The organism is Fictibacillus iocasae (genome assembly GCF_042665465.1).
Lineage (GTDB): Bacteria > Bacillota > Bacilli > Bacillales > Fictibacillaceae > Fictibacillus > Fictibacillus iocasae.
Window position 1 is genome coordinate 141,651 of sequence record NZ_JBHTCP010000051.1, and the last position, 26,637, is coordinate 168,287.

Annotated in this window: 27 protein-coding genes; 24 read left to right on the plus strand and 3 right to left on the minus strand. The window is 44.6% G+C overall.

Translation table 11 applies throughout. From position 1 onward, the window contains the following. Positions 1-99: 99 nt before the first annotated feature. From ezrA to ACFQPF_RS17140, 6 genes are all read left to right on the plus strand, one after another. Entirely contained in the window at positions 100-1,794 is a 1,695-nt protein-coding gene (gene ezrA / locus ACFQPF_RS17115; protein WP_379751209.1) for a septation ring formation regulator EzrA, read from the plus strand. Between the two features lie 346 nt (positions 1,795-2,140). After that, positions 2,141-3,283, plus strand: coding sequence for a cysteine desulfurase family protein (locus tag ACFQPF_RS17120; protein ID WP_379751211.1), 1,143 nt, complete (start codon positions 2,141-2,143; stop codon positions 3,281-3,283). After that, a complete protein-coding gene (thiI, locus tag ACFQPF_RS17125) occupies positions 3,284-4,492 on the plus strand; it encodes a tRNA uracil 4-sulfurtransferase ThiI (protein ID WP_379751309.1) in 1,209 nt (402 codons plus the stop codon). 267 nt (positions 4,493-4,759) lie between these two features. Further along, positions 4,760-4,945, plus strand: coding sequence for an alpha/beta-type small acid-soluble spore protein (locus ACFQPF_RS17130; protein ID WP_094252352.1), 186 nt, complete (start codon positions 4,760-4,762; stop codon positions 4,943-4,945). Positions 4,946-5,068: 123 nt separating this feature from the next. Continuing rightward, positions 5,069-6,652, plus strand: a complete 1,584-nt coding sequence (mbcS, locus tag ACFQPF_RS17135; RefSeq protein ID WP_379751213.1) for an acyl-CoA synthetase MbcS — start codon at positions 5,069-5,071, stop codon at positions 6,650-6,652. Positions 6,653-6,769: 117 nt separating this feature from the next. Then, positions 6,770-8,368 (plus strand): amidohydrolase, encoded by a 1,599-nt coding sequence (locus ACFQPF_RS17140; RefSeq protein ID WP_379751215.1) that lies wholly within the window; start codon positions 6,770-6,772, stop codon positions 8,366-8,368. Between the two features lie 47 nt (positions 8,369-8,415). Here ACFQPF_RS17140 and ACFQPF_RS17145 read toward each other — a convergent pair whose 3' ends face one another. Then, positions 8,416-9,213, minus strand: coding sequence for an NAD kinase (locus ACFQPF_RS17145; protein WP_379751217.1), 798 nt, complete (start codon positions 9,211-9,213; stop codon positions 8,416-8,418). Between the two features lie 138 nt (positions 9,214-9,351). On the opposite strand from ACFQPF_RS17145, the gene sppA reads away from it, so the two are divergent. From sppA to ACFQPF_RS17190, 9 genes are all read left to right on the plus strand, one after another. Beyond that, positions 9,352-10,365, plus strand: a complete 1,014-nt coding sequence (sppA, locus tag ACFQPF_RS17150; RefSeq protein WP_379751219.1) for a signal peptide peptidase SppA — start codon at positions 9,352-9,354, stop codon at positions 10,363-10,365. 13 nt (positions 10,366-10,378) lie between these two features. Beyond that, complete coding sequence (locus ACFQPF_RS17155) at positions 10,379-10,843, plus strand: RDD family protein (protein WP_379751221.1); 465 nt, start codon at positions 10,379-10,381, stop codon at positions 10,841-10,843. Positions 10,844-10,924: 81 nt separating this feature from the next. Next, complete coding sequence (locus ACFQPF_RS17160) at positions 10,925-11,605, plus strand: DUF2953 domain-containing protein (protein ID WP_379751223.1); 681 nt, start codon at positions 10,925-10,927, stop codon at positions 11,603-11,605. Next, the gene (ytfJ, locus tag ACFQPF_RS17165) at positions 11,602-12,042 is read left to right on the plus strand and encodes a GerW family sporulation protein (protein WP_379751225.1); all 441 of its coding nucleotides are present in this window, start codon (positions 11,602-11,604) and stop codon (positions 12,040-12,042) included. Before ACFQPF_RS17160 ends, ytfJ begins: the two co-directional genes overlap by 4 nt. Before the next feature lie 123 nt (positions 12,043-12,165). Continuing rightward, positions 12,166-12,663 (plus strand): thiol peroxidase, encoded by a 498-nt coding sequence (tpx, locus tag ACFQPF_RS17170; protein ID WP_379751227.1) that lies wholly within the window; start codon positions 12,166-12,168, stop codon positions 12,661-12,663. A gap of 114 nt (positions 12,664-12,777) precedes the next feature. Further along, entirely contained in the window at positions 12,778-13,776 is a 999-nt protein-coding gene (locus tag ACFQPF_RS17175) for a class I SAM-dependent methyltransferase (RefSeq protein WP_379751229.1), read from the plus strand. A 437-nt stretch (positions 13,777-14,213) separates the two neighbouring features. Then, positions 14,214-15,401, plus strand: coding sequence for an acetate kinase (locus ACFQPF_RS17180; protein WP_379751231.1), 1,188 nt, complete (start codon positions 14,214-14,216; stop codon positions 15,399-15,401). A 244-nt stretch (positions 15,402-15,645) separates the two neighbouring features. Continuing rightward, positions 15,646-16,491, plus strand: a complete 846-nt coding sequence (locus ACFQPF_RS17185; RefSeq protein WP_379751233.1) for an EcsC family protein — start codon at positions 15,646-15,648, stop codon at positions 16,489-16,491. Further along, entirely contained in the window at positions 16,488-17,000 is a 513-nt protein-coding gene (locus tag ACFQPF_RS17190) for a MogA/MoaB family molybdenum cofactor biosynthesis protein (protein ID WP_379751235.1), read from the plus strand. The genes ACFQPF_RS17185 and ACFQPF_RS17190 overlap by 4 nt, the downstream gene beginning before the upstream one ends. 37 nt (positions 17,001-17,037) lie before the next feature. Here ACFQPF_RS17190 and ACFQPF_RS17195 read toward each other — a convergent pair whose 3' ends face one another. Further along, the gene (locus ACFQPF_RS17195; RefSeq protein WP_379751237.1) at positions 17,038-17,352 is read right to left on the minus strand and encodes a hypothetical protein; all 315 of its coding nucleotides are present in this window, start codon (positions 17,350-17,352) and stop codon (positions 17,038-17,040) included. 235 nt (positions 17,353-17,587) lie between these two features. On the opposite strand from ACFQPF_RS17195, the gene ACFQPF_RS17200 reads away from it, so the two are divergent. The 8 genes from ACFQPF_RS17200 (at position 17,588) to ACFQPF_RS17235 (ending at position 25,226) form a co-directional block, all read left to right on the plus strand. Continuing rightward, on the plus strand, positions 17,588-18,793 hold the full coding sequence (locus ACFQPF_RS17200) for an argininosuccinate synthase (protein ID WP_379751239.1): 1,206 nt from the start codon (positions 17,588-17,590) through the stop codon (positions 18,791-18,793). Next, complete coding sequence (gene argH / locus ACFQPF_RS17205; protein ID WP_379751241.1) at positions 18,790-20,181, plus strand: argininosuccinate lyase; 1,392 nt, start codon at positions 18,790-18,792, stop codon at positions 20,179-20,181. Before ACFQPF_RS17200 ends, argH begins: the two co-directional genes overlap by 4 nt. Positions 20,182-20,241: 60 nt before the next feature. Beyond that, positions 20,242-20,400 (plus strand): hypothetical protein, encoded by a 159-nt coding sequence (locus ACFQPF_RS17210; protein WP_379751243.1) that lies wholly within the window; start codon positions 20,242-20,244, stop codon positions 20,398-20,400. Positions 20,401-20,736: 336 nt separating this feature from the next. Next, the gene (locus ACFQPF_RS17215; RefSeq protein ID WP_379751245.1) at positions 20,737-21,498 is read left to right on the plus strand and encodes an SDR family oxidoreductase; all 762 of its coding nucleotides are present in this window, start codon (positions 20,737-20,739) and stop codon (positions 21,496-21,498) included. 120 nt (positions 21,499-21,618) lie between these two features. Beyond that, positions 21,619-22,740: an alanine dehydrogenase gene (gene ald / locus ACFQPF_RS17220; protein WP_379751247.1), complete on the plus strand. Its 1,122-nt coding sequence runs from the start codon at positions 21,619-21,621 to the stop codon at positions 22,738-22,740. 122 nt (positions 22,741-22,862) lie between these two features. Further along, on the plus strand, positions 22,863-23,540 hold the full coding sequence (locus ACFQPF_RS17225) for a metal-dependent hydrolase (protein WP_379751249.1): 678 nt from the start codon (positions 22,863-22,865) through the stop codon (positions 23,538-23,540). Positions 23,541-23,592: 52 nt separating this feature from the next. Continuing rightward, entirely contained in the window at positions 23,593-23,829 is a 237-nt protein-coding gene (locus ACFQPF_RS17230) for a hypothetical protein (protein ID WP_379751251.1), read from the plus strand. An 80-nt stretch (positions 23,830-23,909) separates the two neighbouring features. Continuing rightward, the gene (locus ACFQPF_RS17235) at positions 23,910-25,226 is read left to right on the plus strand and encodes a DRTGG domain-containing protein (protein WP_379751253.1); all 1,317 of its coding nucleotides are present in this window, start codon (positions 23,910-23,912) and stop codon (positions 25,224-25,226) included. Positions 25,227-25,269: 43 nt separating this feature from the next. On the opposite strand, the gene ACFQPF_RS17240 is transcribed toward ACFQPF_RS17235, so the two are convergent. Next, complete coding sequence (locus tag ACFQPF_RS17240; protein WP_379751255.1) at positions 25,270-25,560, minus strand: YtpI family protein; 291 nt, start codon at positions 25,558-25,560, stop codon at positions 25,270-25,272. 103 nt (positions 25,561-25,663) lie between these two features. On the opposite strand from ACFQPF_RS17240, the gene ACFQPF_RS17245 reads away from it, so the two are divergent. Next, positions 25,664-26,617 (plus strand): DHH family phosphoesterase, encoded by a 954-nt coding sequence (locus tag ACFQPF_RS17245; RefSeq protein WP_379751257.1) that lies wholly within the window; start codon positions 25,664-25,666, stop codon positions 26,615-26,617. Positions 26,618-26,637: the final 20 nt, after the last annotated feature.

A 26,637-nucleotide genomic window follows, 5' to 3' on the forward strand; every position in this document is an offset into this window, starting at 1 on the left:
CATTAAAACACAGTGATATACATAAAACCAATCGTAAGCTTGGCTGCTGCCAGCCTGGCTTTTTATATTTATAGGGGAAACAGAGAAAGGGTGCTACCTATGACATTACCTATCGTTGCTGCAGTAATCGCTGTCCTTTTGTTAATTGGATATGGTGCATGGTCGCGCCGCAAGATCTATAACGAAATTGACGTCCTTGAAGGGTTGAAAATCCAGATTATGAACCGTCCACTCACCGATGAAATCGCGAAAGTAAAAGGGCTGGTCATGATTGGTGAAACGGAAGAAAAATTTGAATCGTGGCGTAATGAATGGGATGAGATGGTGACCGTTATCCTTCCAGGCCTTGAAGAAGATTTATTTGATGCGGAAGAATATGCAGATAAATACCGGTTCGGGAAAGCGCGTGAAATTACCCGCCAGGCAAAACGCACGTTAGACAGCATTTCATCTAGAATTCAAATCATTACGGCAGAAATCAACGAATTGATCACGAGTGAAGAGCTGAACAGAGAACAGATCATCGAGGCTAAGGAGCAGTATTTACAGGCGAAAAAATATTATTTGACTCACCTTCGCTCGCTTGGCCAGACGGCATCTGTCTTTGATAAAGAATTTGAAGACATTCAGCACAAATTTGAAGAATTTGAACAGCTTACGAGCGCGGGAAGCCATCTAGAAGCCCGCCAGATTTTAGTCGAAAGCGCCAACCGTCTTCATGTAACAAAAACTAAGATGCAGGCAGTGCCAGAACTGCTCGTAAGTGTCCAGTCAGACCTTCCTTCCCAGCTTCGCAACCTGAAAGAAGGCTTTCATGAAATGGAGCAGCAGGGCTATGTGCTGAACCATATTGTCATCGAAAAGGAAATCGAGCAGCTTTCTAACAATTTGTCAGATGTAACCGAAAAGATTTACCGAATCGAGACGGAGGATTCACAAAAAGAACTCGATGAAATGTTCAGTAAAGTGGATCAGCTGTATGAGCTATTGGAAAACGAAGTCGTATCTAAGCAGTTTGTTCTAAAAGAAAGAGAGCATATTGCCGAAATCTTGAATGATATGAGAATCAATATGGAGAACCTGCGCGAGGAGACGGACATCGTGTCTCTCACATACCAGATCGATCATAATGAATCGGAAATGCAGAAAAAAATAGAAAAGCTGTATAACAAGCTTCAAAATCGTTTTAATTTAATTGAAGAATCCATTGTCTCAAAGAAGGACTCATTCTCAGTCATACGCGAGATGATTGAGGAAATGAAAAGCCAGCTGGACGAGCTGCAGCGCTCACAGAAAATTTATCAGGAAATGCTTTTGAACTTGCGAAAGGACGAATTGCATACGAAAGATAAATTAAAAGAACTGCGCCGAAAACTGCTGGAAGCACGTCGAATGGTGCAAAAGAGCAACCTTCCCGGCCTCCCTGAGCATTATCTCGTGACCATCGCAAAAGCTGAGGAGTATATTATTGAGGTGTCTAAGAAGCTCGATGAAAAGCCGCTGGAGATCTCCGAAGTATCTTACGTGCTTGAAAAGGCACTCGTTGCAGTGGAAGAAGGCTATGAAGAGACAGCTAAGATGATCGAGACCGCTCAGCTGGCCGAACAGCTGATACAATATGGCAACCGGTTTAGAAGCAGCTATCAAAACGTTTCCATCCGTCTTATTGAAGCAGAGATCGCCTTCCGCAACTGCCAGTATGAAGATGCGCTGCAAATTGCAGGCTCTGCAGTTGAAAGCGTACATCCGGGTGTACTGAAACAAATGGAAATTAATATGAAGGCACACGTTTAAAAGAGGCCGTCCTGCTGAAAACAGGGCAGCCTCTTTCATTTGGATTTTGTAGCATTGAAGGAGCATCGCTTTTTTGCGAAAAGATACAACATGGCTAAAAAGTAAAAGTCCACTGTATAAGTACACCTTCACCTAAGCTGAACCGCTTGATGTCAGCTTACAAATACATCCGAAATAAAGTTCAAACGATTTTAAACCGCTTTTTGGGAAATGAATACATATCTGACTGCACAATCAGAACGTTTTTAGGCATGCTATAAAGAGAAAAGTGGTAGGTTGGCCAAGCGGTTTATGGTATGATTAAAAAATGTGAAAAAGCACGGAAACATTCATCAGGAGGATGGCTATGATTTATTTTGACAACAGTGCTACGACTAGGCCGTATGAAGAAGTTGTCCAAACATTCGCTTCTGTTTCAAGGCAGTTTTTCGCCAACCCTTCCTCGCTTCATTCCAAAGGAGGAGAAGCAGAAAGGCTTCTTAACAAAGCAAGGCAAAATATCGCCTCATATTTGGGCGCTGAACCTTCTGAAGTCATTTTTACATCGGGCGGAACAGAAGGGAACAACATCGCGATTAAAGGAACAGCATTAGCACATAAAGAGCGCGGCATGCACTTGATTACTACAATGGCAGAACATGCCTCGGTGTATGAAACCTTTCATTATTTAGAAACGATTGGATACTCCGTTACGTATTTGCCGGTATATCCAAACGGACAAATATCATTAGAGGATCTTGAGAAAAGCATAACCAATCAAACAACGCTCGTTTCCATTTTGCATGTGAACAATGAAACAGGTGTTATTCAGCCGGTTGAGGATATCGGAAAGATTCTGGCTGCACATCCCAAAATTGTCTATCACGTAGATCATGTGCAAGGAGTCGGAAAGGTGCCTCTCGGGTTAAAGGGTGCCAACATTGACCTTTGTACCATTTCAGGCCACAAGTTTCATGGATTAAAGGGAACCGGAGCACTGTTCGTTAGAAACGGAATCACTTTATCTCCTCTGTTTACCGGAGGTGAGCAAGAGGGACGGGTTCGTGCTGGAACAGAAAATGTAGCCGGCATCGTGTCTCTTGCCAAAGCAATGAGGATGACGTTAGACGAAGCAAAAGAAAAGCGCGAGATGCTTCAAGAGATTCAAGCCTACTTAATGGATGCTCTATCATCTGTTGAAGGCATCAAAATCAATACACCTGTGAACGGAACAGCACCGCATATTTTAAACTTTTCGGTCGAGGGAATTAAGCCGGAAGTGTTCATTCATACACTTGAGGAGAAGGACATTTTCGTTTCGACCCGCTCCGCGTGTTCTTCGAAAAAAGCAGGCCCAAGCCGCGTGCTGCTTTCAATGGGTGTGAACGAAAGCCTGGCATCAAGCGCTATTCGCATAAGTCTTTCTTTCGATAACACGATAAATGAAGCGGAAATGGCCGTAAATGCCATAAAAAGCGCAGTAAAAAACTTAAGAGAAGTGATGAGGTAAATCATGAACTATGATCATATTGTCGTCAGATATGGCGAGCTATCGTTAAAAGGAAAAAATCGTAGGCACTTTGAATCGCAGTTATTCGAGACGGTAAAAAAGAAATTGCGTGCTTTTCCAGCTGTTGCGGCAGTAAAAGCTTTTGACCGCATCAATATTGATTTGAATGGCGAGGATTATGCTCCGGTCGTAAAAAAATTGCAGGATGTGTTCGGCATTCATGCGATCTCCCTTGCTGTAAAATCCGAAAATGACCTCGAGAAAATCAAAGGAGCTGCGCTTCAGGCATTCCAGAAAGCAAGCACAGGACCAGGAACCTTTAAGATTTCGGCAAGACGGGCGTATAAGCATTTTCCAGTAGGTTCTCAAGAACTCAACCGTGAGGTAGGGGCACACATCCTGATCAACACGGAAAACATTACTGTAGATGTTCATAAACCGGATATTGATGTGCGGATTGAAGTGAAGGAAAACGCAACATACATTAGCTGCATCACGTTCCCTGGTGCAGGCGGGCTTCCCGTCGGTGTGGGAGGGAAAGCGATGCTGATGCTCTCAGGCGGAATCGACAGCCCCGTAGCAGGCTACTTAACCTTAAAGCGCGGGGTAAGAATTGAAGGCCTTCATTTTCACAGCCCGCCGTTCACGAGTGAACGAGCGAAGCAGAAAGTGGTTGATCTGACTCAAGAGTTGACACGTTTTGGCGGCAAGATCAAGCTTCATGTTGTCCATTTCACAGAAATTCAAAAAATAATCAAAGATAAAATTCCAGCGAGTTATTCCATGACAATCATGCGCCGGGTGATGCTGCGAATCGCAGAACAACTTGCTGAAAAGAATAACTGTCTTGCTATCGCAAACGGTGAAAACCTAGGACAGGTCGCGAGCCAGACGATGCATAGCATGTATGCCATCAATGAAGTGACACATATGCCGGTGCTGCGTCCAGTCATCACGATGGACAAGCTTGAGATTATGGACCTTGCCCAAAAAATAGGCACCTACGATATTTCGATTCGACCTTATGAAGATTGCTGCACCATTTTTCTTCCTTCTGCACCGAAAACAAAGCCCAAGAAAGAAAAAGCAATCAGGTTCGAGCAATATATCGAGAACTTGGATGAATTGATTGCCGCTGCGGTGGAAAAAGTGGAGACCGTTATGCTGGATGAAAATAATTCAAAAGAAGAATTCAGTGATTTATTCTAAATCATTTTTTGAGTTGTGTCGTTAATATTTTTTATAATTAAACAAGAATATCCGCAGTCAATGATAAAACTGTCCATGAAGGCCTAACAGGCTTTTGGACAGTTTTTTTCTTTTGTTTCGGGCTTGTGGATGACTGATCGTTTTCCGTGAGTTCTTAGCTTTTTTTTCTTAAGATTTGCCTTCCCAATAATAAACAACAATTTCCAAGCATGATTTTTCGTTTTTGCCGCAAATTAAGTGTACCAACTTAAAAGGAGGTGAAACAAAATGGCTAACCAAAACCAACTAGTTGTTCCAGGTGCACAACAAGCAATCGACCAAATGAAGTATGAAATCGCTTCTGAGTTCGGAGTAAACCTTGGTGGAGAATCTACAGCTCGTGCGAACGGATCTGTAGGTGGAGAAATCACTAAGCGTCTTGTTGCTCAAGCTCTTGGCGGATACCGCAAATAATTGAATAACATGGCTAATAAAGGGCGGGCAATCCCCGCCCTTTTATTGTGATTTCTTCCATTTTCCAAATTTTCTAAAATGTTTTATAATAAAATAGCACGAAACAACAAGGAGGACTAGCCTATGAACTTAATCGCACCAGAAAAGTACAATTTATCACAAGAAATGGAGCGCTTTGCTGCGGATCATCATAAGACCGCCTTGATTTGGAAGGATGCTTCAGGGACCACGTCGACTGTTACATACAAAGAATTGTTTGAACAAGCTGGGAGATTGGCAAATGCGTTCAAAAGAAACGGACTGCAAAAAGGGGATAAAGCACTCATTCTGATGCCGAGAAAGCTTGAAACTTATGCGGTTTACTTAGCGTGCCTGAAATCCGGGATCGCTGTGATCCCTTGCTCTGAACTATTGCGTGCGAAAGATCTAAGCTACAGAATTCAACATAGTGAAGCATGCGCTGTAATCGCTGACAGCCAATATATTTCAAGTATAGATGCTATAGAGGAACAGCTGCCAACATTGCGCTGTAAGTTTACAGGTTCAGGGACGGCACCTGGATGGATTGATCTTATTGCTGAATCTGAAAATGAAAGCGTTTCCTTTGTAGCGCCTGACACTCACCGCGACGATATGGCTTTTTTATCCTACACCTCTGGAACGACCGGGAATCCCAAAGGCGTCGTGCATACGCATGGCTGGGGATATGCCCATATTCGAACGGCGGCACAGGGCTGGCTCGGCATTAAAGAAGGTGACAAGGTTTGGGCGACAGCTGGCCCGGGCTGGCAAAAATGGATTTGGAGTCCGTTTGTGTCAACGCTTGGGATGGGTGCATGCGGTTTCGTTTATAATGGAAAGTTTGATCCTGCTGTTTATTTAGAGATCCTTGATAGCGAGCAAATCAACGTTTTATGCTGTACACCGACAGAATACAGGCTGATGGCAAAGGTTGAAGGACTCTCCCATTACAGTTTGAGTACTCTTCATAGTGCTGTATCCGCTGGTGAACCGCTCAATCGAGAAGTGATCGAGACGTTCAGCAAACATTTTGGTGTGACCGTACGTGACGGGTATGGACAGACAGAGAACACACTGCTTGTCGGTACGATGAAAGGCATGGAAGTCCGTCCTGGCTCGATGGGCAAGCCGACTCCTGGCAACCGGGTCGAAGTCATCAATGACGAGGGCGCACCAGCCAAAGCAGGAGAGGTCGGCGATATTGCTGTTCATAAAGATTCACCTGCTTTATTCAAGGAATATTATAAAGACCGGGAACGCACGTCGATGGCCTTTAGAGGCGAGTATTATTTAACGGGTGATAAAGCAAAGAAAGACGAGGATGGCTATTTCTGGTTTGAAGGCCGTGGAGATGATATCATCATCAGCTCTGGATATACAATCGGCCCATTTGAAGTAGAAGATGCACTTGTCAAGCACCACCTTGTGAAGGAATGTGCCGTGGTTGCAAGCCCTGATGAAATCAGAGGCAGCATTGTCAAAGCGTTTGTTGTTCTTCGTGATGGGAACACAATCGTGACAGATGAACTGATTAAAGAGCTTCAGAATCATGTCAAAGAATTGACAGCTCCGTATAAATACCCTAGAAGAATAGAATTTATTTCTGAGCTTCCGAAAACGACCTCAGGAAAAATCAGGAGAATCGAGCTTCGTCAACAGGAAATGAAGAAAGCTTTAATGCAATAAAGAAAGGAGGCAGGCTGCTGATGCCTGCTCTTTTCTATTTGGTGACAGCTGTTTTTTTTACAGGAGCCGTTTTTGTCATACAATAGAGCCATACAGTACAGAAGGAGAAGTGAGAGTTTGGGGACCTTATATGTGAACGGTGCTATTTATACGATGGTTAAAGAAAATGAAACGGTGGAGTCTGTTTATTGTCATGAAGGGGTCATTCAGGCAGCAGGGCCGGAACAACGCTTGAGAGAAGCTTTTATTGACGAAATCGAAAATGTTGTGGATTTAAAGGGCGGGATGATGCTTCCAGGTCTTACAGACAGCCACCTGCATTTAATCGGACATGGAGAAAAATTAATAAGGCTCGACTTGTCAGTGATTTCTTCGAGTAAAGATCTGCTTCAAGTGATTAAGACTAGAGCCGATCAACTGGCTGAGGATGAATGGCTCTTAGGTGACGGTTGGAACGAGAACAACTTTCCAGATGTCAAAATCGTCACTCGTCAAGAGCTCGACGACATCAGTGGAGGTCGCCCCGTTTTTTTGTCAAGAATATGCCGCCATGCGTTTTTAGCCAATACGAAAGCGCTTGAGGCGGCCGGCATCACCCATGCTACGGAGAATCCACCCGGCGGTATCATTGGTCGCGACGAAAGCGGAGAGCTGTCAGGCCTTTTGCTTGATACAGCAGCAGAGCTGGTAAAGTCGGTTATTCCGCAAGCAGAACAGCACTATTTAAATAGGGCACTGGAAGCTTCGGTGCGAGACTTATTGTCTAAAGGACTCGTTGGCGGTCATTCTGAAGATCTAAGCTATTATGGCGGCTTCCGCTATGCAGAAGAAGCGTTTAAAGAGGTGCTAGGCAGAAAGGCGATCCCTTTTAAAGCGCATCTCCTTGTGCATCACGCAGCTTTTCGCGACTGGCTGGAAAGTGAACCTTTTTCGTCAAAGCATGTGGAGTATGGTGCACTGAAAATATTCAGCGATGGGGCATTTGGAGGCAGAACGGCATTACTGAGCGAACCGTATCACGATGATCCAGAAACAACTGGTGTGAGGATTCATACAGAGGAAGAGTTATTCAAGCTAGTGCAGCTGGCCAGAAGCAATAAAATGGCTGCTGCTGTTCATACGATCGGAGACCACTCATTAGACATGGTACTAGGAGCCTTTGAAAAGAGCCCGGCACCAGAAGGCAAACGCGACCGAGTCATTCATGCAGGATTAATAAGGGACGATCTGGTATTACGGATGAAAGAACTGCCGCTTATCATTGATGTTCAGCCAAGTTTTGTATCCTCAGATTTTCCTTGGCTGATCGACCGGCTCGGCAAGGAGCGTATTAAAAATGCGTTTGCGTTCCGCACGATGCTTGACAATCATCTGATTTGTGCCGGAGGATCCGATGCGCCGATTGAACCGGTGAATCCCCTCCTCGGCATTTATGCAGCTGTAACGAGAAGGAAGCCGGAAGAGACACATGAAGGGTATACTCCAGAGCAAAAGCTTACCATGTTCGAAGCGATCGGACTTTATACAAAAGGCAGTGCGGCCGCCATCGGAAAAGAACATGAACAAGGGCTTATCGCACCAGGCTATACTGCTGATTTTACGGTGTTTGATGCCGATTTATTTCAGATTCCGCCTAGCAGCATCCTTCAAACAAAAGTGCTTTATACCATTGTCGAGGATGTGATCGCTTTCAAAGGCGATCACGTACACGCCTGATCAAAGCAGAACAGCCTCCCTTTCAGGAGGCTGTTCTGCTTTGTGTATTATAGAAAACTGCGCCTTACTTTATGCCAAAAGGAGTTGTCCTTTAGTTTCACGGTTTTTATTTTTTTGCTGCTCAGCTTAAATTGCAAATTTTCACAATGCTGGATGCTGAGCGCCTCGTTATCAATGCCGATGATCGGATAGTGGCTGTTATCCTGCAAAATTTTAAACGTTAGCTGTCTCTCGCTGCTAAGAACGAATGATGATCCGAGCGTTCGATACTGGTTATTGTTGAGTGAAGCCATTTCGCTTACTTGGTAGCAGGCAAGCATCGGGTCAAGTACCGATCCATTCACAGATTTATTATAGGCGGTGCTGCCAGTCGGTGTTGATACGAGCATCCCGTCCCCCCGGAATGTTTCAAAGTATAGGTCATCAATAAAAACATCCATAACGAACGTTTTAATAATAGAAGAACGGATGGAGCATTCGTTCAAACAGTGAAAGCTGGAGTGCCCGTCCACCGTTATCTCGAGCGTTGGATACTTTCTTACCTCGATTTGCGCGGAGTTCATTGCCTGCAGCATACCGCCTACATCATCAAGCTGAAAGTCACAATAAAAGCCAATGTCTTGTGCGCCTACACCTACATACAAGCAATCTTCTCGAAATCCTGTTTTTCGGACAGCTTGCAAAAACGCTCCGTCTCCCCCAACTGATGCAATAATGTTCGCTTCCTTATGATCCTCGACCAGGGTGAACCCTTGTTGTGCAGCTAAGGATTTCATGTTTTCGACCTTGGATGAAACAGGTTCTTCCTCTTTGTAAAACACATACAAATGTTTGCGCTCTTCCATGCTGATACCCCTCCATTTTCTATAATGTGCTCTTATAGGGTGTTCGAGATGAAGGGAAAGAATCCTTTTGGGTGTTCAAATGGAATTTTAAAGGAAAAACAGGTAAACTGAACAATAGACAGCATAAGGAGGATAATCATGAACAAAAAAAGATGGATCGCATTGGCCATTGCTGCCGTACTATTTATCAGCTCATCTTTGTTTCAGTTTCTAGGAACACTCGCTGCGGGTGAACTATTTGGCGGGATGGAAGAAGGACTGTTTTCAATGGAGGGCGGTGAGTTTACTGAGACCGTGATTAAACAAGGAGAATCTGATCAAAAAATCGTCGTACTTGATATTACAGGGGTTATACAGGACAGTGGAGATGCTTCCTCATTTTTCGAGAGTCCTGGATATAATCACCGCCAGTTTCTTAAGATGCTTGACCAGGCTGCAAGAGATGATGCTGCAGCAGGCATTATCATTAAAGTGAACTCTCCTGGGGGCGGAGTCGTCGAAAGTGCGGAAATACATAAGAAAATTATAGAAACACAAAAAAAACACCGCAAGCCGATCTATATTTCAATGGGCAGCATGGCGGCTTCGGGCGGTTATTATATTTCAGCACCTGCTGATAAAATCTTTGCCAATCCTGCCACGATGACTGGCTCACTTGGTGTGATCATTCAATCAATGAACTATGGTGAGCTTGCCGAGAAACTCGGTGTGAAATGGGAAACGATCAAGAGCGGCCCTCACAAGGACATCCTGTCTCCTGCGCGTGAGATGACAAAGGAAGAACAGCAAATATTGCAAAGTATGGTAGATGATTCATACAATGAATTTGTTTCGGTTATCGCCAGTGGCAGGGACCTTGAAGAATCGGATGTCCGCAAGCTCGCAGACGGCAGAATCTATAATGGCAAGCAGGCGAAAAATCTTGGACTTGTCGACAGTCTTGGCACGTTTGATGATGCGGTGCTGGGAATGAAAAAAGAAATTGGCGATAATGATGCCACACTCGTGCAATATGACATGAGCATCGGCTTCGAATCGCTGTTTCAGATGACGGTGTCTAAGCTTTCCGGATCCGATGCGGATCTTTTAGGGATCAAGCAGCTGATGAATCAACAGCAAGCGCCTCAGCTGAAATATTTGTATACAGAATAGGAGGTGTCAGCAGATGGAGAATGAAGCACATGTTTGGACACTTGCGAAACAAGAGAAGCGCTATCATTATGCTGGCTTTTGGATTAGGTTTTGGGCGTTCTTGCTGGATTTTGCAGTGGTATCCAGCTTGAACCGGTTTATCCTGTTTCCCTTTTTTTTCACAGAAAACCCGTCATTCGGTCCAGCCGGCATATTTACCCTGGAGGGCTTGATTGCGGCTATCGTTTTGTATGCTTATTATATGGTCATGACGAAAGTATTCAGCCAGACACTGGGCAAAATGGTTTTCAACATTCGTGTGATCGCGAAAGAACACGAAACACTTACGTGGCCAGATTTGTTTTTCCGTGAGGTAGTCGGAAAGTTTATTAGTAAATTTCTTTTTCTCGGATATATCGCAGCTGCGTTTTCTAAAAGAAAGCAAGGATTTCATGACCGCTTTGCTGACACGTACGTCGTTTATAACAAAGAAGAATAATCGTGATCATCAGCCTGCCACCGTGAGTGGCAGGTTTTATTTTGGCTTTCTCTGTTCATAATGTAAAGAGGAAGGAAGAGGATGATGCTTTGGACGATGGCTATATTTACGACAGTGATCTTTTTTATAGTCCTTTGGCATTCCCGCGTGTCGGTTGAATTTGATCTAGCGGGCGGCGGGCAGCCCAGCATGGAGATGACGGTCACCTTGAGGATGTGGCGGATATTCAGCCACACGAAAAGCTTTAGCGGATCAGGGTCAGCACTTGATGAAGAAGGAATTCGGTATACAGAGAAGGATATCAATTCTCGTCATAAAGAAAAAACGAAGAAAAAGAAAACGACCTATACCCGCCTGGCTTCACGGTTTCACCATATGTATTCGGAATATCAGCATGTGAAAAGGCTAGGTGCAATACTTGGGAGCTTTCTGCAAAATGTGCGAGTGTCTTCGTTTAAATGGGAGACTGTGATCGGAACGGGAGATGCGTCGTCGACTGCTAAGATGGCAGGGGTGCTTTGGTCGGTGAAAGGCATGTTCATCAACCTGCTTCATACGTTTCTTTCTGTGAAAAAGGAGCCTATAATCGAGGTGCATCCTCTGTTCTCACATGCGTTTACGAAAACCCATGTCTCAGGTATGTTCTCCTTTAAAATCGGGCATGCTATTGTCGTGATGCTACGCTTAATGAGAGCGCGGCGACAGTCTAGAATAAAACCTAATCGCAGCTCAAATGCTATGACAGGAGGAATAGAGACATGAACGACCACCCGATCCAGGGGCTGATGAAAACGGCCATGGAAAACCTGAAAGAAATGATTGATGTAAACACCATTATCGGTGATCCTGTAGAGACACCTGACGGCAGTGTGATCCTCACTGTTTCAAAAGTTGGCTTCGGCTTTGCAGCTGGAGGATCGGAATTTGGTGCCTCATCAGGACACAGCTCCGGCGGACAAGGAAGCCATGAGAGCAAGATTCCGTTTGGCGGCGGAAGCGGCGGCGGAGTATCTATCACACCGATCGCATTTCTTATTGTTTCCAATCATGGCATCAAAACGATCCACCTTGACAACAGCACCCACTTGTACGAAAAAATATTGGATCTCGCACCAGGTGTGATCGATAAGCTGCAGCATATGATGAACAAAAATAAAGGCCAGCAAATGAGAAGACAAAGCGAGAAGAATGATTTTTAATGAATTGGGCTGTCCCTTTATTGGGACAGCCTTTTTGCTGGATATGCAGCACAAAAGTTGCGCAATCGGTATGACCGATTTATGATGAAGAAGTACATACACATATAGAAGGAGGCTATACCGATGTCAGTAACATTCAAAGAGAAACCTGTAACCTTAATCGGAACACCATTAAAAGCAGGAGATGCTGCACCAGATTTCAAAGTACTGGCAAATGATTTATCAGAAGTGACACTTGCCGACTCTAAAGGACATGTCAGAATCATCTCTGTCGTGCCTTCCGTCGACACTGGCGTTTGTGATGCTCAGACTCGCCGTTTTAACGAAGCCGCTTCTAAGCTTGAAAATGTGAAGATCTTAACAATTTCTGTGGACCTTCCTTTTGCACAAAAGCGCTGGTGTGCATCAGCTGGAGTTGAAAATGTTCAAACATTGTCTGACCACCGCGAGCTTTCTTTCGGAAAAGCATACGGAACGGCCATTGAAGAGCTTCGCCTTTTAGCTCGTGCGGTATTCGTTGTCGACAGTTCAGACAAAATCACGTACGCAGAATATGTGAGTGAAGTGACAGACCATCCGGATTACGATAAAGCGATCGAAGCTGCAGCAGCAGCCAACTAACATGCAGCCCCGGCAGACGCGATGTCCGCTGGGGCTTTCTGCGTGGATCAGCAATCAACTTGCGCTTTTATCACAATTTGCTACAATGTTTCGTAGGTATTAGGAGGACGACAGATGAGCACATTTGAAAATATGGAAAAGCTGTTCACCGTGCTGGACGTTACTGCTTCAGCTATAAAAGAAGAAGATAATACCCCTTATTTGACCGCACTCGCGGAAACAGGGGAAAACTTGTTTTACGAAGAACTGCCTCAAGATTACAGCACGAAATTGAAAGTGTTATTAGAAGAAGAGTATAAAAAGGTAAACGTGTCTTCATATGAAAACGAAGAAATTCGTAAAGCCTTTCAGCTCTCGGTCCTCAAAGGCATGAAAGAGGCGATTCAGCCTAATCATGCGATGACGCCGGATGCTGTGGCTTTGTTCGTAGGGTATTTGATCAGAAAAATGAAAGAAACCGACAAAGCGATATCACTGCTCGACCCGGTTATCGGTTCAGGAAACCTGCTGACAGCAGTGATGAATCTTCTTGAAGGAAAAGAACTTGCTTCATTTGGTGTGGAGATCGACGAAACGCTGCTTCGTCTCTCTTGGAGCAGTGCAAATTTACAGAAGCATGGAATCGAGCTCTTTCATCAAGATGTAATCAAGCCGCTCTATATTGAACCGGTTGATCTTGCGATAGCCGATCTGCCCGTGGGCTATTATCCAGATGATGAGACAGCTAAGGATTTTGACGTGCACAATCCAAAAGGACACACGTTTGCACATCATCTCATCATGGAGCAGGCGATGAAGTACGTGAAAAGCTCTGGTTTTGGCGTATTCATTGTGCCTAACAAGCTGTTTGAGAGTGAACAGTCTGAGCTCCTTCATAACTGGCTGAAGCAGTATGCCGCTGTACTAGGGCTTATTGAGCTTCCCTCTTCACTGTTCAAATCAGAAGCGCACGCTAAGAGCATCCTTCTTTTACAAAAGATAGGGGAAGATATGGTAAAACCGAAACAAGCAATGCTCGTGAAGCTTCCGCCTTTCTCAAACAAAGAAGCGCTCAACAATGTAATGAAGCAGATGGATGATTGGTTTAAAACGGAATGGAAACGTGAAAAATAAACAGCGAAGCATATGCTTGGCTGTTTTTTCTATGCAAATAATAAAGCTATAAAGACCTTTTCGAACAAGCTGACATAAAACAGTAGTATGGATATCTGCTAAACATCCTTTTCGTAATAACATAAACCACCATATTTACCACTATGGTATTTAATTGTTTTTTATAGGCTGTTCGTGCGATGTCTTGTTACACAGCACCTGTAACATAGATCAACAAGTTCATTGAATTCTTTATTAATTTCTCAAAAAGGTGCTATATATGTGTCGCTTGAAAACGCAATCAAGTCTGAATATAACGAATATATCATGTAAGCGTTTCAGCACCTTGTCATATAAACGAACGAATGATTAAATAAGGGAGGATATTGTCAAAAATCATATGTAAGGGGAGTGGCCGTCTTGCACTCACCCTTTTCATTTATAAGGAGATGGCGAGTTTGGCTAAAATTATCGCAATCAATGCAGGAAGTTCTTCATTAAAATTTCAGCTTCTTGATATGCCTGAAGAAACGGTTCTAACAAAAGGAATTGTAGAAAGAATCGGAATGAGCGATTCGATCTTCACAATCGAAGTGAATGGAGAGAAAGTGAAGGAAGTTACAGATATTAACGATCATGCTGTAGCGGTTAAGATGCTGCTTGAGAAGCTTCTGAACCATAACATCATTTCGTCGTTTAACGAGATTGAAGGAATCGGTCACCGTGTTGTTCATGGCGGAGAAAAGTTCCATGATTCTGCATTAATCGATGACGAAGTGCTGGCAGACATCGAAGAGCTTTCTTTCTTGGCGCCGCTTCACAATCCAGCAAACCTTGTCGGCATCAACGCGTTTAAAGAAGTACTTCCAGATGTACCGGCTGTTGCGGTATTTGACACAGCATTCCACCAGTCTATGCCTGAAAAATCGTTCCTTTACAGCCTTCCGTATGACTATTACAAAGATTTTGGCATCCGAAAGTACGGTTTCCACGGAACGAGCCACAAATACGTATCAGAGCGTGCGGCAGAGCTTTTAGGGCGTCCGATCGAACAGCTTCGCCTGTTGTCATGCCACTTAGGAAACGGAGCGAGCATCGCGGCAATTGAAGGGGGAAAATCCATCGATACTTCAATGGGCTTCACACCGCTTGCGGGTGTAACGATGGGAACTCGTTCAGGTAATATTGACCCGGCGTTGATCCCATATATCATGCAAAAAACAGGACAGTCTGCTGAAGAAGTATTGAACGTTCTGAACAACAAGAGCGGTATGCTCGGTGTATCCGGATTCTCCTCTGACCTTCGCGATATTGAAGATGAAGCAGAAAACGGCAACGAGCGCGCAGAATTGGCACTTGAAGTGTTTGCGAGCCGAATTCACAAATATATCGGTTCTTATGCGGCGCGAATGGCCGGAATCGATGCCATTATCTTTACGGCAGGAATCGGTGAAAACAGTACAGCTGTGCGTGAACGCGTCTTAAGAGGACTTGAGTTCATGGGCGTATACTGGGACCCAGCACTTAACAAGGTAAGAGGAAAGGAAGCGTTCATCAGCTACCCTCACTCTCCTGTAAAAGTCATCGTGATCCCTACGAACGAAGAAGTGATGATCGCCCGCGATACACTTCGCTTAGCCAAATAAAAGACGTAAGAAAAAGAAGCGGTCATTGATGACGGCTTCTTTTTTTCTACTTTAAGAAAGCGTAACGTTTTTAAAGTGAAGGAAAGTGGCGCAGTCAACAAGCAAATGAACAAACGATAAGGTCAACGAGAGCTGACGAAAAAGCTTGGTTTCAGGCAAGTTTTCTTTACTCATTTTATCACCCCGCTTTTAACAATTCCCTTTATAAAGGTATAATGGTAAAAAAGATCAGGAGGCGGATGTGGTGAACGGAACTCAAAGAGATGAACAAGTATGGCGTGACATCCAGGAATGGGAACATGATTATTTTACATACGAACCGACCGACTTTGGCAGAACATACGATAAATGGCTGTCATCACAGCTCGAAAAGCTGCCTTCAGAATGGGGAGGAACGGTGAGTGAATGGATTGATGCGTCACTCTTCCACATTCATGCACTCATTCAAAATTCACAATTTCAGCTCGATACCCGTAAGCGAATCCTTTCTGAAGCGAGAACCTTTCGTGAGGATATTTATGAAATTGAAGATTTACAAAAATGCACGATTGACCAGCTGATATACATGGCAGATCAAGAAATTGCGAGAAACAGGCTCACGTCCCTCGCACAGGGAGGACTTGCAGGGACAGGAGGACTGCTGTTATTAGGAAGTGACTTTCCTGCTGCTGTTACGCTTGGTGTTCGCTCTGTTCAATCTATCGCACTTCACTATGGATTTGACATACAAAAGCCTGCTGAGATGATGCGCTCGTTAAAAGTGTTTCATATGGCAACACTGCCTAAAAAACATCAAGGAGAAAAATGGGACGAACTGTTTCATGAGCTTTCTACAACAGAAGACCACCCGATTTTTTACGCTGGTAACGATGAAGTCGCGGATATTAACTGGCTGTCACAGCCGTTGAAGCAGGGGATCAAAGCGTTGGCGATCGTCATGCTGAGAAAAAAGCTGGTACAAGGGATTCCTCTGTTTGGCATGGCACTTGGTGCAGCATCCAACTATCAGCAATCCAGAAGAATTACCGAGATGGCACACCGTTTCTATCAAAAACGGTTTTTAAGCGAGAACAGGAGTATGACATTTTGAGCAGCACACCCACTGAGCATAAAAGAGAAGCGCCTTCCTTCGTCAACGCGTCCATTGTGACTGTCAGTGACACGAGGACACGAGAGAATGATAAAAGCGGAAAACGGATAGTTGAACTTCTTAAAAACGCTGGACACACAGTTAACGATCATATCATCTTACGTGACGAAGCTATTCTGCTGCAGCAGCAGCTCGAAGAAATGCTGGCTGACAAACGTGTTGATGTTATCTTAATCACCGGAGGGACAGGAATCGCAGCTCGTGACATTACCATAGAAACCGTCTCCTCTTTGTTCGATAAAGAACTGCCTGGATTTGGTGAAATTTTCCGCATGCTCAGCTATACGGAAGACATCGGATCAAGTGCAATCATGAGCCGTGCAGCTGCCGGAACAGCCGGCAGGACCGCGCTTTTTGCGATACCTGGTTCCATAGGTGCCGTCACGCTTGCTATGGAAAAACTGATACTGCCTGAACTTCAGCACATCAAGCAGCAGCTGAACAAATAAAAAAAACCGCCGGAACTTCCGGCGGTTTTTAATGTATTCAGTTATGCGGCTTACTGATGGATGCACCGTTATAGCGAAACCATAGCCAGAGATCATTAATCACTGATGCAAGGTCTGCAATTTTATCATTTAAATCGCAGGACACTTGAAAATTTTCTTCTGTGTTCAGCTGCATCTGCATGGTGTCTATATAGCCTTCAATCTCTTTTATTCGATCAGGGATGATGCCTCGAACGGCTTCCCATTCTAGAAGAATGGCCTCTTGTGCATCCGGTGAATAATTCTCCCATTCTTGCTGCAAGACAGGAATAGTTATACCTAAGCGCTGGTCTTTCCTGAATGTCACCTTCATACATTTCACCTCAAGCCTAGTTTACCGGACACTGATGAGAATGGCTACAAATTTTAATGAAAGTGACTAAAAAGGAATTTTTATTCACGTTAAAGAATATTATTGCAAAAACGAAATGGGTTTGGTAAGATGTGAATGTGATGAAAGGAACGAAACGTTCTCAGCTTTTTATGCAATTAAATGAATAAAAATTCAAATTAAGTAGTGTTTTATACATTGTCTGGAGGGATTTCTCATGGGAGAAAAGAAAGTAGTATTAGCTTATTCAGGAGGATTAGATACATCAGTAGCGATTCAGTGGTTAAAGGAAAAAGGGTACAGTGTCATTGCACTGTGTCTTGATGTTGGAGAAGGAAAAGATCTGCCGTTCATTCAAAGCAAAGCGTTAACGGTTGGTGCTGAAGAATCGATCGTATTGGATGTCAAGAAAGAGTTTGCAGAAACATTTGCACTGACGGCGCTTCAAGCACACACACTTTATGAAGGGAAGTATCCGCTCGTTTCTGCACTAAGCCGCCCGCTGATCGCACAAAAACTTGTGGAAACAGCCAAGGCATATGGCGCTGCTGCTGTTGCGCACGGATGCACAGGGAAAGGGAACGACCAAGTACGTTTTGAGGTATCAATTTCGGCACTCGCACCTGAACTCGAAGTGATCGCACCTGTGCGAGACTGGCAATGGTCTCGTGAAGAAGAAATTGAATATGCTATACAGCATAACATCCCCATTCCCATCCAAACAGAAAATCCATTTTCTATTGATCAGAACTTATGGGGAAGAAGCAATGAATGCGGTATACTGGAAGATCCTTGGGCAGCTCCGCCTGAAGCGGCATACGAACTGACTCTGCCATTAGAGAAAACACCGGATGCGCCGGAGATGGTGGAAATCGGTTTTGAAAAAGGAGTGCCCGTGTCTTTAGATGGACACTATATGGCGCTTGATGCATTGATCGCTGAGTTAAACTTACTGGCTGGGAAGCATGGTGTCGGCCGCATTGATCATGTCGAGAACAGGCTAGTCGGCATCAAGTCTCGTGAAGTCTATGAGTGTCCGGCAGCATTAACACTGATCAAAGCGCATAAAGAGCTTGAAGATTTAACACTTGTTAAAGAAGTCGCGCACTTTAAGCCGGTTATTGAAAAGAAAATCACAGAATTGATTTATGAGGGGCTCTGGTTCAGCCCGCTGCAAAAGCCTTTGGCCGCATTCTTGGAAGAAACGCAACAATATGTAACAGGCATTGTGCGTGTCAAGCTATTTAAAGGTCATGCGATCGTAGAAGGCAGAAAGTCACCATTCTCTCTATACAATGAGAAACTGGCAACCTACACAGCAGAAGACGAATTCGATCATCAGGCTGCGAAAGGCTTCATCTCTTTATGGGGCTTGCCAACAAAAGTAAGCAGCATGGTGCAGAAAAATGAGGTGAAAGTGTGACAAAACTATGGGGAGGCCGCTTCGAGAAGCACCCTGAACAGTGGGTCGATGAGTTCGCCGCATCAATCGGTTTCGACCAAAGTCTTGCCGTGGTCGATATAACAGGAAGCCTTGCACATGCGAAGATGCTGTACAAATGCAAAATTCTAACCTCAGAAGAATACAGCGTCATTGAAAGTGGGCTTCTCGTGCTGAAAAAGCGTGCCGAAAATCAAGAGTTAATTTTTAAGACAGAGTATGAAGATATTCATCTGAATATTGAAAAGCTGTTAATAGAAGAAATTGGCCCAATCGGCGGAAAGCTTCACACGGCTAGGAGCCGAAACGACCAAGTGGCGACAGATCTACATTTGCACGTGAAGAAACAAACGTTGTCTGTCATCAGTCATATCACCAGCCTGCAAACCACCTTGCTGAAACTGGCTAAGCAGCATGTTGAGACCATCGTTCCTGGTTACACTCACCTGCAAAGAGCACAGCCAGTTTCTTTCGCTCATCATGTGATGGCGTACTTTTGGATGCTCAAGCGTGATAAAGAGCGATTCACGGATAGTCTGAAGCGCACAGATATCTCCCCACTTGGTGCAGGAGCGCTCGCAGGGACAACATTTCCTATTGACCGCAAGATGACTCAAGATGAACTAGGCTTTTCTGATTTGTATCCGAACAGCCTCGACGCGGTGAGTGACCGTGATTTTGCGATTGAATTTTGCTCGAATGCTTCACTGCTGATGATGCATCTCTCTCGTTTTTGTGAAGAGCTGATTCTTTGGTCATCACAGGAATTTCAGTTCGTCGAAATCAGTGACAGCTATTCGACTGGCAGCAGCATGATGCCGCAAAAGAAAAATCCCGATATGGCGGAGCTCATAAGAGGCAAGTCTGGACGCGTATATGGCAGCTTGATGCATTTGCTCACCATTATGAAAGGATTGCCGCTGGCGTATAACAAAGACATGCAAGAAGACAAAGAGCCAGTTTTCGATACCATTGAAACGATCACCGGGTGTTTATCCATTTTCAACGGCATGATGAAAGAGATTACGATCAACACAGGCAAAATGAAGGAAGCAGTAAACAAGGATTATTCTAACGCGACGGAACTGGCTGACTATTTAGCGAAAAAAGGGATGCCTTTCCGTGAAGCGCACGAAATCACCGGCAAGGTGGTGTTCAGCTGCATTCAAAAAGGGATCTATCTACTGGATGTTCCGATTGAGGAGTATAAAGCGTATAGTCCGCTCTTTGAAGAAGATGTATATCACGATCTTCTTCCAGAAACGGCGGCAGGAAAACGGAACTCAGAAGGAGGCACAGGCTTCGATGCTGTAAGGGATCAGCTCAAGCTTGCGGAAGAAACCTTGCTGGAATTGGCAGCGATTGAATAGGGTAATAACCGCTCTCACGGCGAAAAATAAGAACATCTTATTTAGAAGGAGAGCACAAAAATGGCAAAAGAAAAGCAAAATAATGAATGGGATTTCGATCAAGAGGCAGAAATGACCGTTCATGAGCAGATCAGCGCCTCTTACCAAAGTGGTGCGGTGGACATGCTCGATCAGCATGAAAAACGCAGCAAAACAGAAGACGAAGAAAGCCTTCAATAACCTAAAAGCCAGCTGCAGGGAATGGCCCTGTCAGCTGGTTTTTATGTACATTAAGAAAGCATAACTCTTTAACAAAAATGTCGGGCTCAGTCAAAAATTTCAGGAACGAAGTATACGTCCAATTAAGGCTGACTTAAAGTCTTAGCGTCAGGAGAGTCTGCATTATTCATTCATTTAGTTCCTCTTAAAGGTCGAGCGAGCAGGCGGTCATCAATGAACGTCAACCGCTTCAAAGAATTATGATAAGTGCATGATGTTCTGAAGTGGGTTATTCACGTAAAAAAGCTTCTTTTGTAGTAGACTAATGAAAGGATAGGGAGAACGGGAGGCTTTAGGATGAAACATGCTCTAATAACAGCGGGAACGAAGGGATTGGGCAGAAAAGTAACAGAGCATCTGCTGCAGAGAGGTTATGCAGTGACTGTCAATTACAGAAGCGATGAAATGACGGTTGAAAAGCTTCGTTCTGATTGGGAGCAATATAGTGACAGGCTGCTCTTTGTCAAAGGTGATGTGACTAAAAAGGAAGATTTAAAGAGGCTTGCGGACGCCTCACTTGCTCGCTTCGGGCGGATTGACTGTCTGATCAACAACGCCGGCCCTTATATCTTCACAAGAAAAAAGCTGGCTGATTATACAGAAGAGGAATGGGACGAGATGATATCGGGCAACTTAAGCGCGGTGTTTTATTTGTTTAAGCTGACCGTTCCCACGATGAGAGAACAGCGGTTCGGCCGCATTGTTACATATGGTTTTCAGGATGCAGACCATGCACCAGGCTGGATGTACCGATCTGCCTTTTCCGCCGCAAAGGTTGGACTCGTCTCTCTCACCAAAACCATCGCGCTTGAAGAAGCGGAATTCGGCATCACGGCAAACATGATCTGCCCTGGGAATATACTAGGTGAGATGAAAGAAGCAGATATCTCCTATGCTAAAAAAATTCGTGATCCGGAAACGCCCGTTGGCCGGTCAGGAACAGGGGAAGACATTGCCCGGCTTGTTACATTTTTGTGTGAGGAAGACTCCGACATGGTGACAGGCAGTGTCATATCGGTCACTGGCGGCCGTGACGTTATTAACCGTTACCGAAAATAAATTAACTTTTTATTTTAAATTATTGGTGGTATGTTAACAATAAGGGCATCAGCATAAATTTTCCAACAGCATATGAACCGTGTTATTTCCTTAATTGTATTCTTACAGGAGGGATTGTTGATGAAAATAGGTGTGCCGTCTGAAATAAAAAACAATGAAAATCGAGTTGCAATGACACCTGCCGGGGTATTGAACCTGGTGGCATCCGGTCACGAAGTATTTATTCAAAGGGGTGCTGGAGAAGGTTCCGGTTTCTCAGATGAAGAATACGAGCAAGCCGGCGGCAGCATTGTGGATTCTGCTGCACAGGCTTGGTCGATGGAAATGGTCATGAAAGTGAAAGAACCGCTGCCAGAAGAGTATATATATTTTCATGAAGGCCTCATACTTTTCACGTACCTTCACCTTGCGCCAGAACCTGAACTGACAAAGGCTCTTGCCGATAATAAAGTAGTGGGGATCGCCTATGAAACGGTTCAGCTGCCTAACCGCACCCTTCCCCTTTTAACGCCTATGAGTGAAGTGGCAGGAAGAATGGCAGCACAGATCGGAGCTCAGTTCTTAGAGAAGCCAAAGGGCGGTATGGGCATCCTTTTAGGCGGAGTGCCTGGGGTGAAACGAGGAAAAGTGACGATTATCGGCGGTGGTGTCGTTGGAACAAACGCAGCTAAGATCGCTATGGGTCTTGGTGCTGATGTGACCATAATTGACCTAAATCCCGAGCGCCTGAGGCAGCTGGATGATATATTTGGAGCCGAGATCAATACATTGATTTCCAATCCGCTAAATATTGCTCTTGCTGTTGCAGAGTCGGATCTTGTGATTGGCGGGGTACTCATTCCTGGTGCACGTGCGCCAAAGCTGGTGACAGAAGAAATGATTAAGTCGATGAAACCGGGATCTGTAATCGTCGATGTGGCCATCGATCAAGGCGGGATTTTTGAAACAGTCGACCGAATCACCACACATGACAATCCTACCTATGAAAAGCATGGCGTCTTGCATTACGCGGTTGCCAACATGCCAGGTGCTGTGCCGAGAACATCTACGATAGCCCTGACGAACGTAACGGTCCCTTACGCACTGCAAATTGCCAATAAAGGATATTCGAAGGCTTGTCTTGATAATGAGGCACTGCTTCAAGGAATCAACACACTGAACGGGTATGTCACATACCGCGCTGTTGCCGAAGCACATGGCCTTGAATATAAAGAAGCGGGATTTTTGCTATCAACCATGTAAATGGATACATCATCTGGTTAGTTTACCGGATGATGTTTTTTGTTTACATGTGTTTTTTTATGAAGAAAAGGGAAGGGGAACAGAAGAGGATAGCGAACAACATAGTAAAGGAGTTGACGCAGTTGAAAATCACTTATCACGGACATTCTGTTCTGCATGTTGAAGAGGGAGGACATTCCATTTGGGTCGATCCTTTTTTAAGTGGAAACGAGCTATGTACGATCAGATCAGATGAGATAAAAGCCGACGTCATCTTGCTGACGCATGGCCATAACGATCATGTTGGAGATACCGTTAAGATTGCACAACGGACGAATGCTCTTATTGTTGCACCGTTTGAGCTGGCGGAGTACTTAGAGAGCAAAGGGCTGCAAACACATGCTATGCATATTGGCGGCGGCCGCGCGTTTAATTGGGGAAAAGTGAAATTCACGCAAGCTTTCCATGGCTCCAGTTATAGTGAAGAAGATGGTACGGTAGTTTATACAGGCATGCCAGCTGGAATCCTCTTGACTATGAATGGAAAGACGATTTACCATGCAGGCGACACGGCGCTCTTCTCGGATATGAAAATGATTGGAGAACGTAATGCTATTGATGTCGCATTTCTTCCAATCGGGGATAACTTTACGATGGGGCCTGAGGATGCGAAAGATGCTGCCGAGTGGGTAAATGCGAAACTGACCGTACCGATACATTATAATACGTTTCCGCCTATCAAGCAGGACCCTCATGCTTTCGTTAAGCAGCTGAAAGTGAAAGGAAGGGTTCTTGAGAGCGGAGAGACCATCACAATATAATCTTCTAACCTCCCTTATGCGGCATACATATGAAAGCAGGGAGGTTATTTTTATGCCAAATTACACATTGTTAAAGTTTCTTTTGTTAGCTTACTTGCTGTATGTCGGAAGAAGCACAATGATTCAAGCGTTCGAGGGCATGTCGATAACGTTTGTAGTATGCTGGCTGTTATTGGCAGCGCTGTTTGCTGCCGGCCAATTTTCTGTACGAGCCAAAAAGCCTGTTATCAAAGTGGTTCAGCGCAGTCAAAATATACAAGGCGGGATCAGGGAAATTACGGGAGGTTGAGAATATCTTTCCAACCTTGTATAATCTGTATTAATAAATTCAATGAAACAGATAGATACAGTTGGAAAGAAGTGATGCCGGTGTCAACGAAACATGAACAAATCTTGCAGCATATTGAAACGCTTGAAATCGGATCGAAAATCTCTGTTCGTCAAGTGGCAAAAGACCTGACAGTAAGTGAGGGTACCGCCTACAGAGCCATTAAAGAAGCAGAGAACCAAGGGCTCGTCAGCACGATTGAAAGAGTCGGCACAATACGAATTGAACGGAAAGCAAAAGAAAATATTGAAAAACTAACGTTTGCAGAGGTAGTTAATATTGTCGAAGGGCAAGTGCTGGGTGGCAGAGAAGGCCTTCATAAAACGCTGAACAAATTTGTGATCGGTGCGATGAAGCTTGAAGCGATGATGAGATATGTAGAAGCTGGAAGCCTTTTAATCGTCGGAAACCGTACGAACGCACACGAGCTCGGTCTGAAGGCGGGAAGTGCCATTTTAATAACAGGTGGATTTGATACAGAAGAGGAAGTCAAAAGAATTGCTGATGAGCTGAAGCTTCCTGTCATCTCTACCTCTTATGATACCTTTACCGTCGCGACGATGATCAACCGCGCGATTTCAGATCAGCTGATCAAAAAGGAAATCGTCCTTGCTTCCGATATCCTGATACCGATAGATGACACGTATTTTCTAAGGCAGCAGGACACTGTCCGGAGATGGCATGAATTAAACGAGCAGACGCAGCACAGCCGTTATCCTGTGGTGGATAAACAAATGAGGATCACTGGCGTTGTTACATCTAAAGACATTATCGGTGTGCCAGTCGATACATCAATTGAGAAAGTGATGACCAGGTCTCCGTTAACGGTAACGGAGAAAACGTCTGTCGCCTCTTGTGCTCATATGATGATTTGGGAAGGTATAGAGTTGCTTCCTGTCATCTCAGCGAGCCATAAACTAATCGGAATCCTGACTCGCCAGGATGTGCTGAAGGCTCTGCAGATGATGCAGAAACAGCCGCAGATTGCCGCGACGTTTGATGACATGGTCACAACTGAAATGAGAGAAAGAAAAGAAGGATATGATGTGAAATATGATTGCACCATCACACCGCAGATGACCAATCCGCTTGGAACTGTTTCGTATGGTGTGATGATGACTCTTGTGACGGAGGCTGCACGCAAGGCACTTAGAAGGATAAAAAGAGGGGACCTTGTTGTTGAAAATGTCACATTCTATTACATTAAACCGGTGCAGATGGAAAATATCGTGACCATCACCCCAAAAGTCATCGAGATGAGCAGAAAGTTTGGCAAAATGGATATTGAGCTTTATTTAGAAGACACCCTTGTTGGAAAAGCTCTCCTTATGGCTCAATTAATCGATCACAGGCCATAGAGAAAAAAAGCCTTGCGCGGCGGCAAGGCTTTTTCTATCACTATTATTCCATTTCCTTTTGTGCGAGAGGTGTAAAGTGCTTGTATCGTTTGAAGCCTGTGTACAGCAGGGCGGCACCATAAATAACAAAGATAATGGCTACCCAAAGCTGAAGCTTCGTTTCAATGCTTGATAATTCATTCATGCCGAAAGAAAGAAGGAATAAACCTAACGCCAGTCTGGATTTGGCAGCGTTCCAGCCTTTAATATACAAATTTTTTGCCCGTACTTCCCGCACTTTAAAGAAGGCATAAAGAGAAAAAGATAGAATGATAAGAATAACGAATAATGGCATTTATCGCACCTCAGCTGTCATTGATTTCAATTAAGTAATCCGCTTTATATTGTACTGCTTTTTTAGCCGCATTGCCAGAATGTTTCATGAAAGGAGAGCATCAATGAAGGAAGCCATTTTAGAAAACATTAAACAATATAACAAGATCATCATCCACCGACATGTCAGACCAGATCCTGATGCCCTCGGTTCACAGGGGGGACTGGCTCAGATCATTAAAGACAGCTTTCCGGAAAAAGAGGTATACATGGCGGGAGAAGAAATCGGTTCCCTCACTTTTCTCGTAAGGATGGATGAACTAACTGACGACATGTATGAAGGGGCGCTTGTCATTGTTTGCGATACGGCGAATTCTCCCCGAATCAGCGACCAGCGCTATGCAAGCGGTGAGAAAATCATAAAAATTGACCATCACCCGAACGAAGACCCATATGGTGATCTGTTATGGGTGGACACATCCTCAAGCTCTGTGAGTGAGATGATCATGGATTTCTATCTTTTTGGCCGTGAACACGGGCTGGTCCTTTCTAAGAAGACGGCAACGCTTCTCTACTCTGGAATAGTAGGGGATACGGGAAGATTTCTTTATTCCAATACAACCGAGAGAACATTCCGTTATGCGGCCGAGCTGCTCGCGGCGGGTGCGGAGGTTCATGAACTGTACGAAGGACTGTATAAAACGTCGGAGCCGCTCGCCCGTCTTGCCGGCTACGTGATGGAGAACTTTCAGACGCATAGCAGAGGAAGAGTGGGGAGCATCCATTTAACAAAGGAGATTTTAGAACGATACAATGTGTCGGTGAGCGAAGCCTCGCTTCTGGTGAATGCCTTTTCTCATGTAGAAGGAATGCTTGCCTGGGCTTTCTTTGTTGACGAACCTGACCAAATCAGGGTGAGGATTCGATCAAAAGGCCCTGTTGTAAACGGGCTGGCACGCCAGTTCAACGGAGGTGGGCACCCGCGATCTTCAGGTGCAACCATCTATACTCCAGAAGAGACGAAAGAAGTCATCCGTGGCCTGATAGAAATTGTGCAAGAATATACACCCGTCTCTTAATAGGAATCACACCGCGCAGC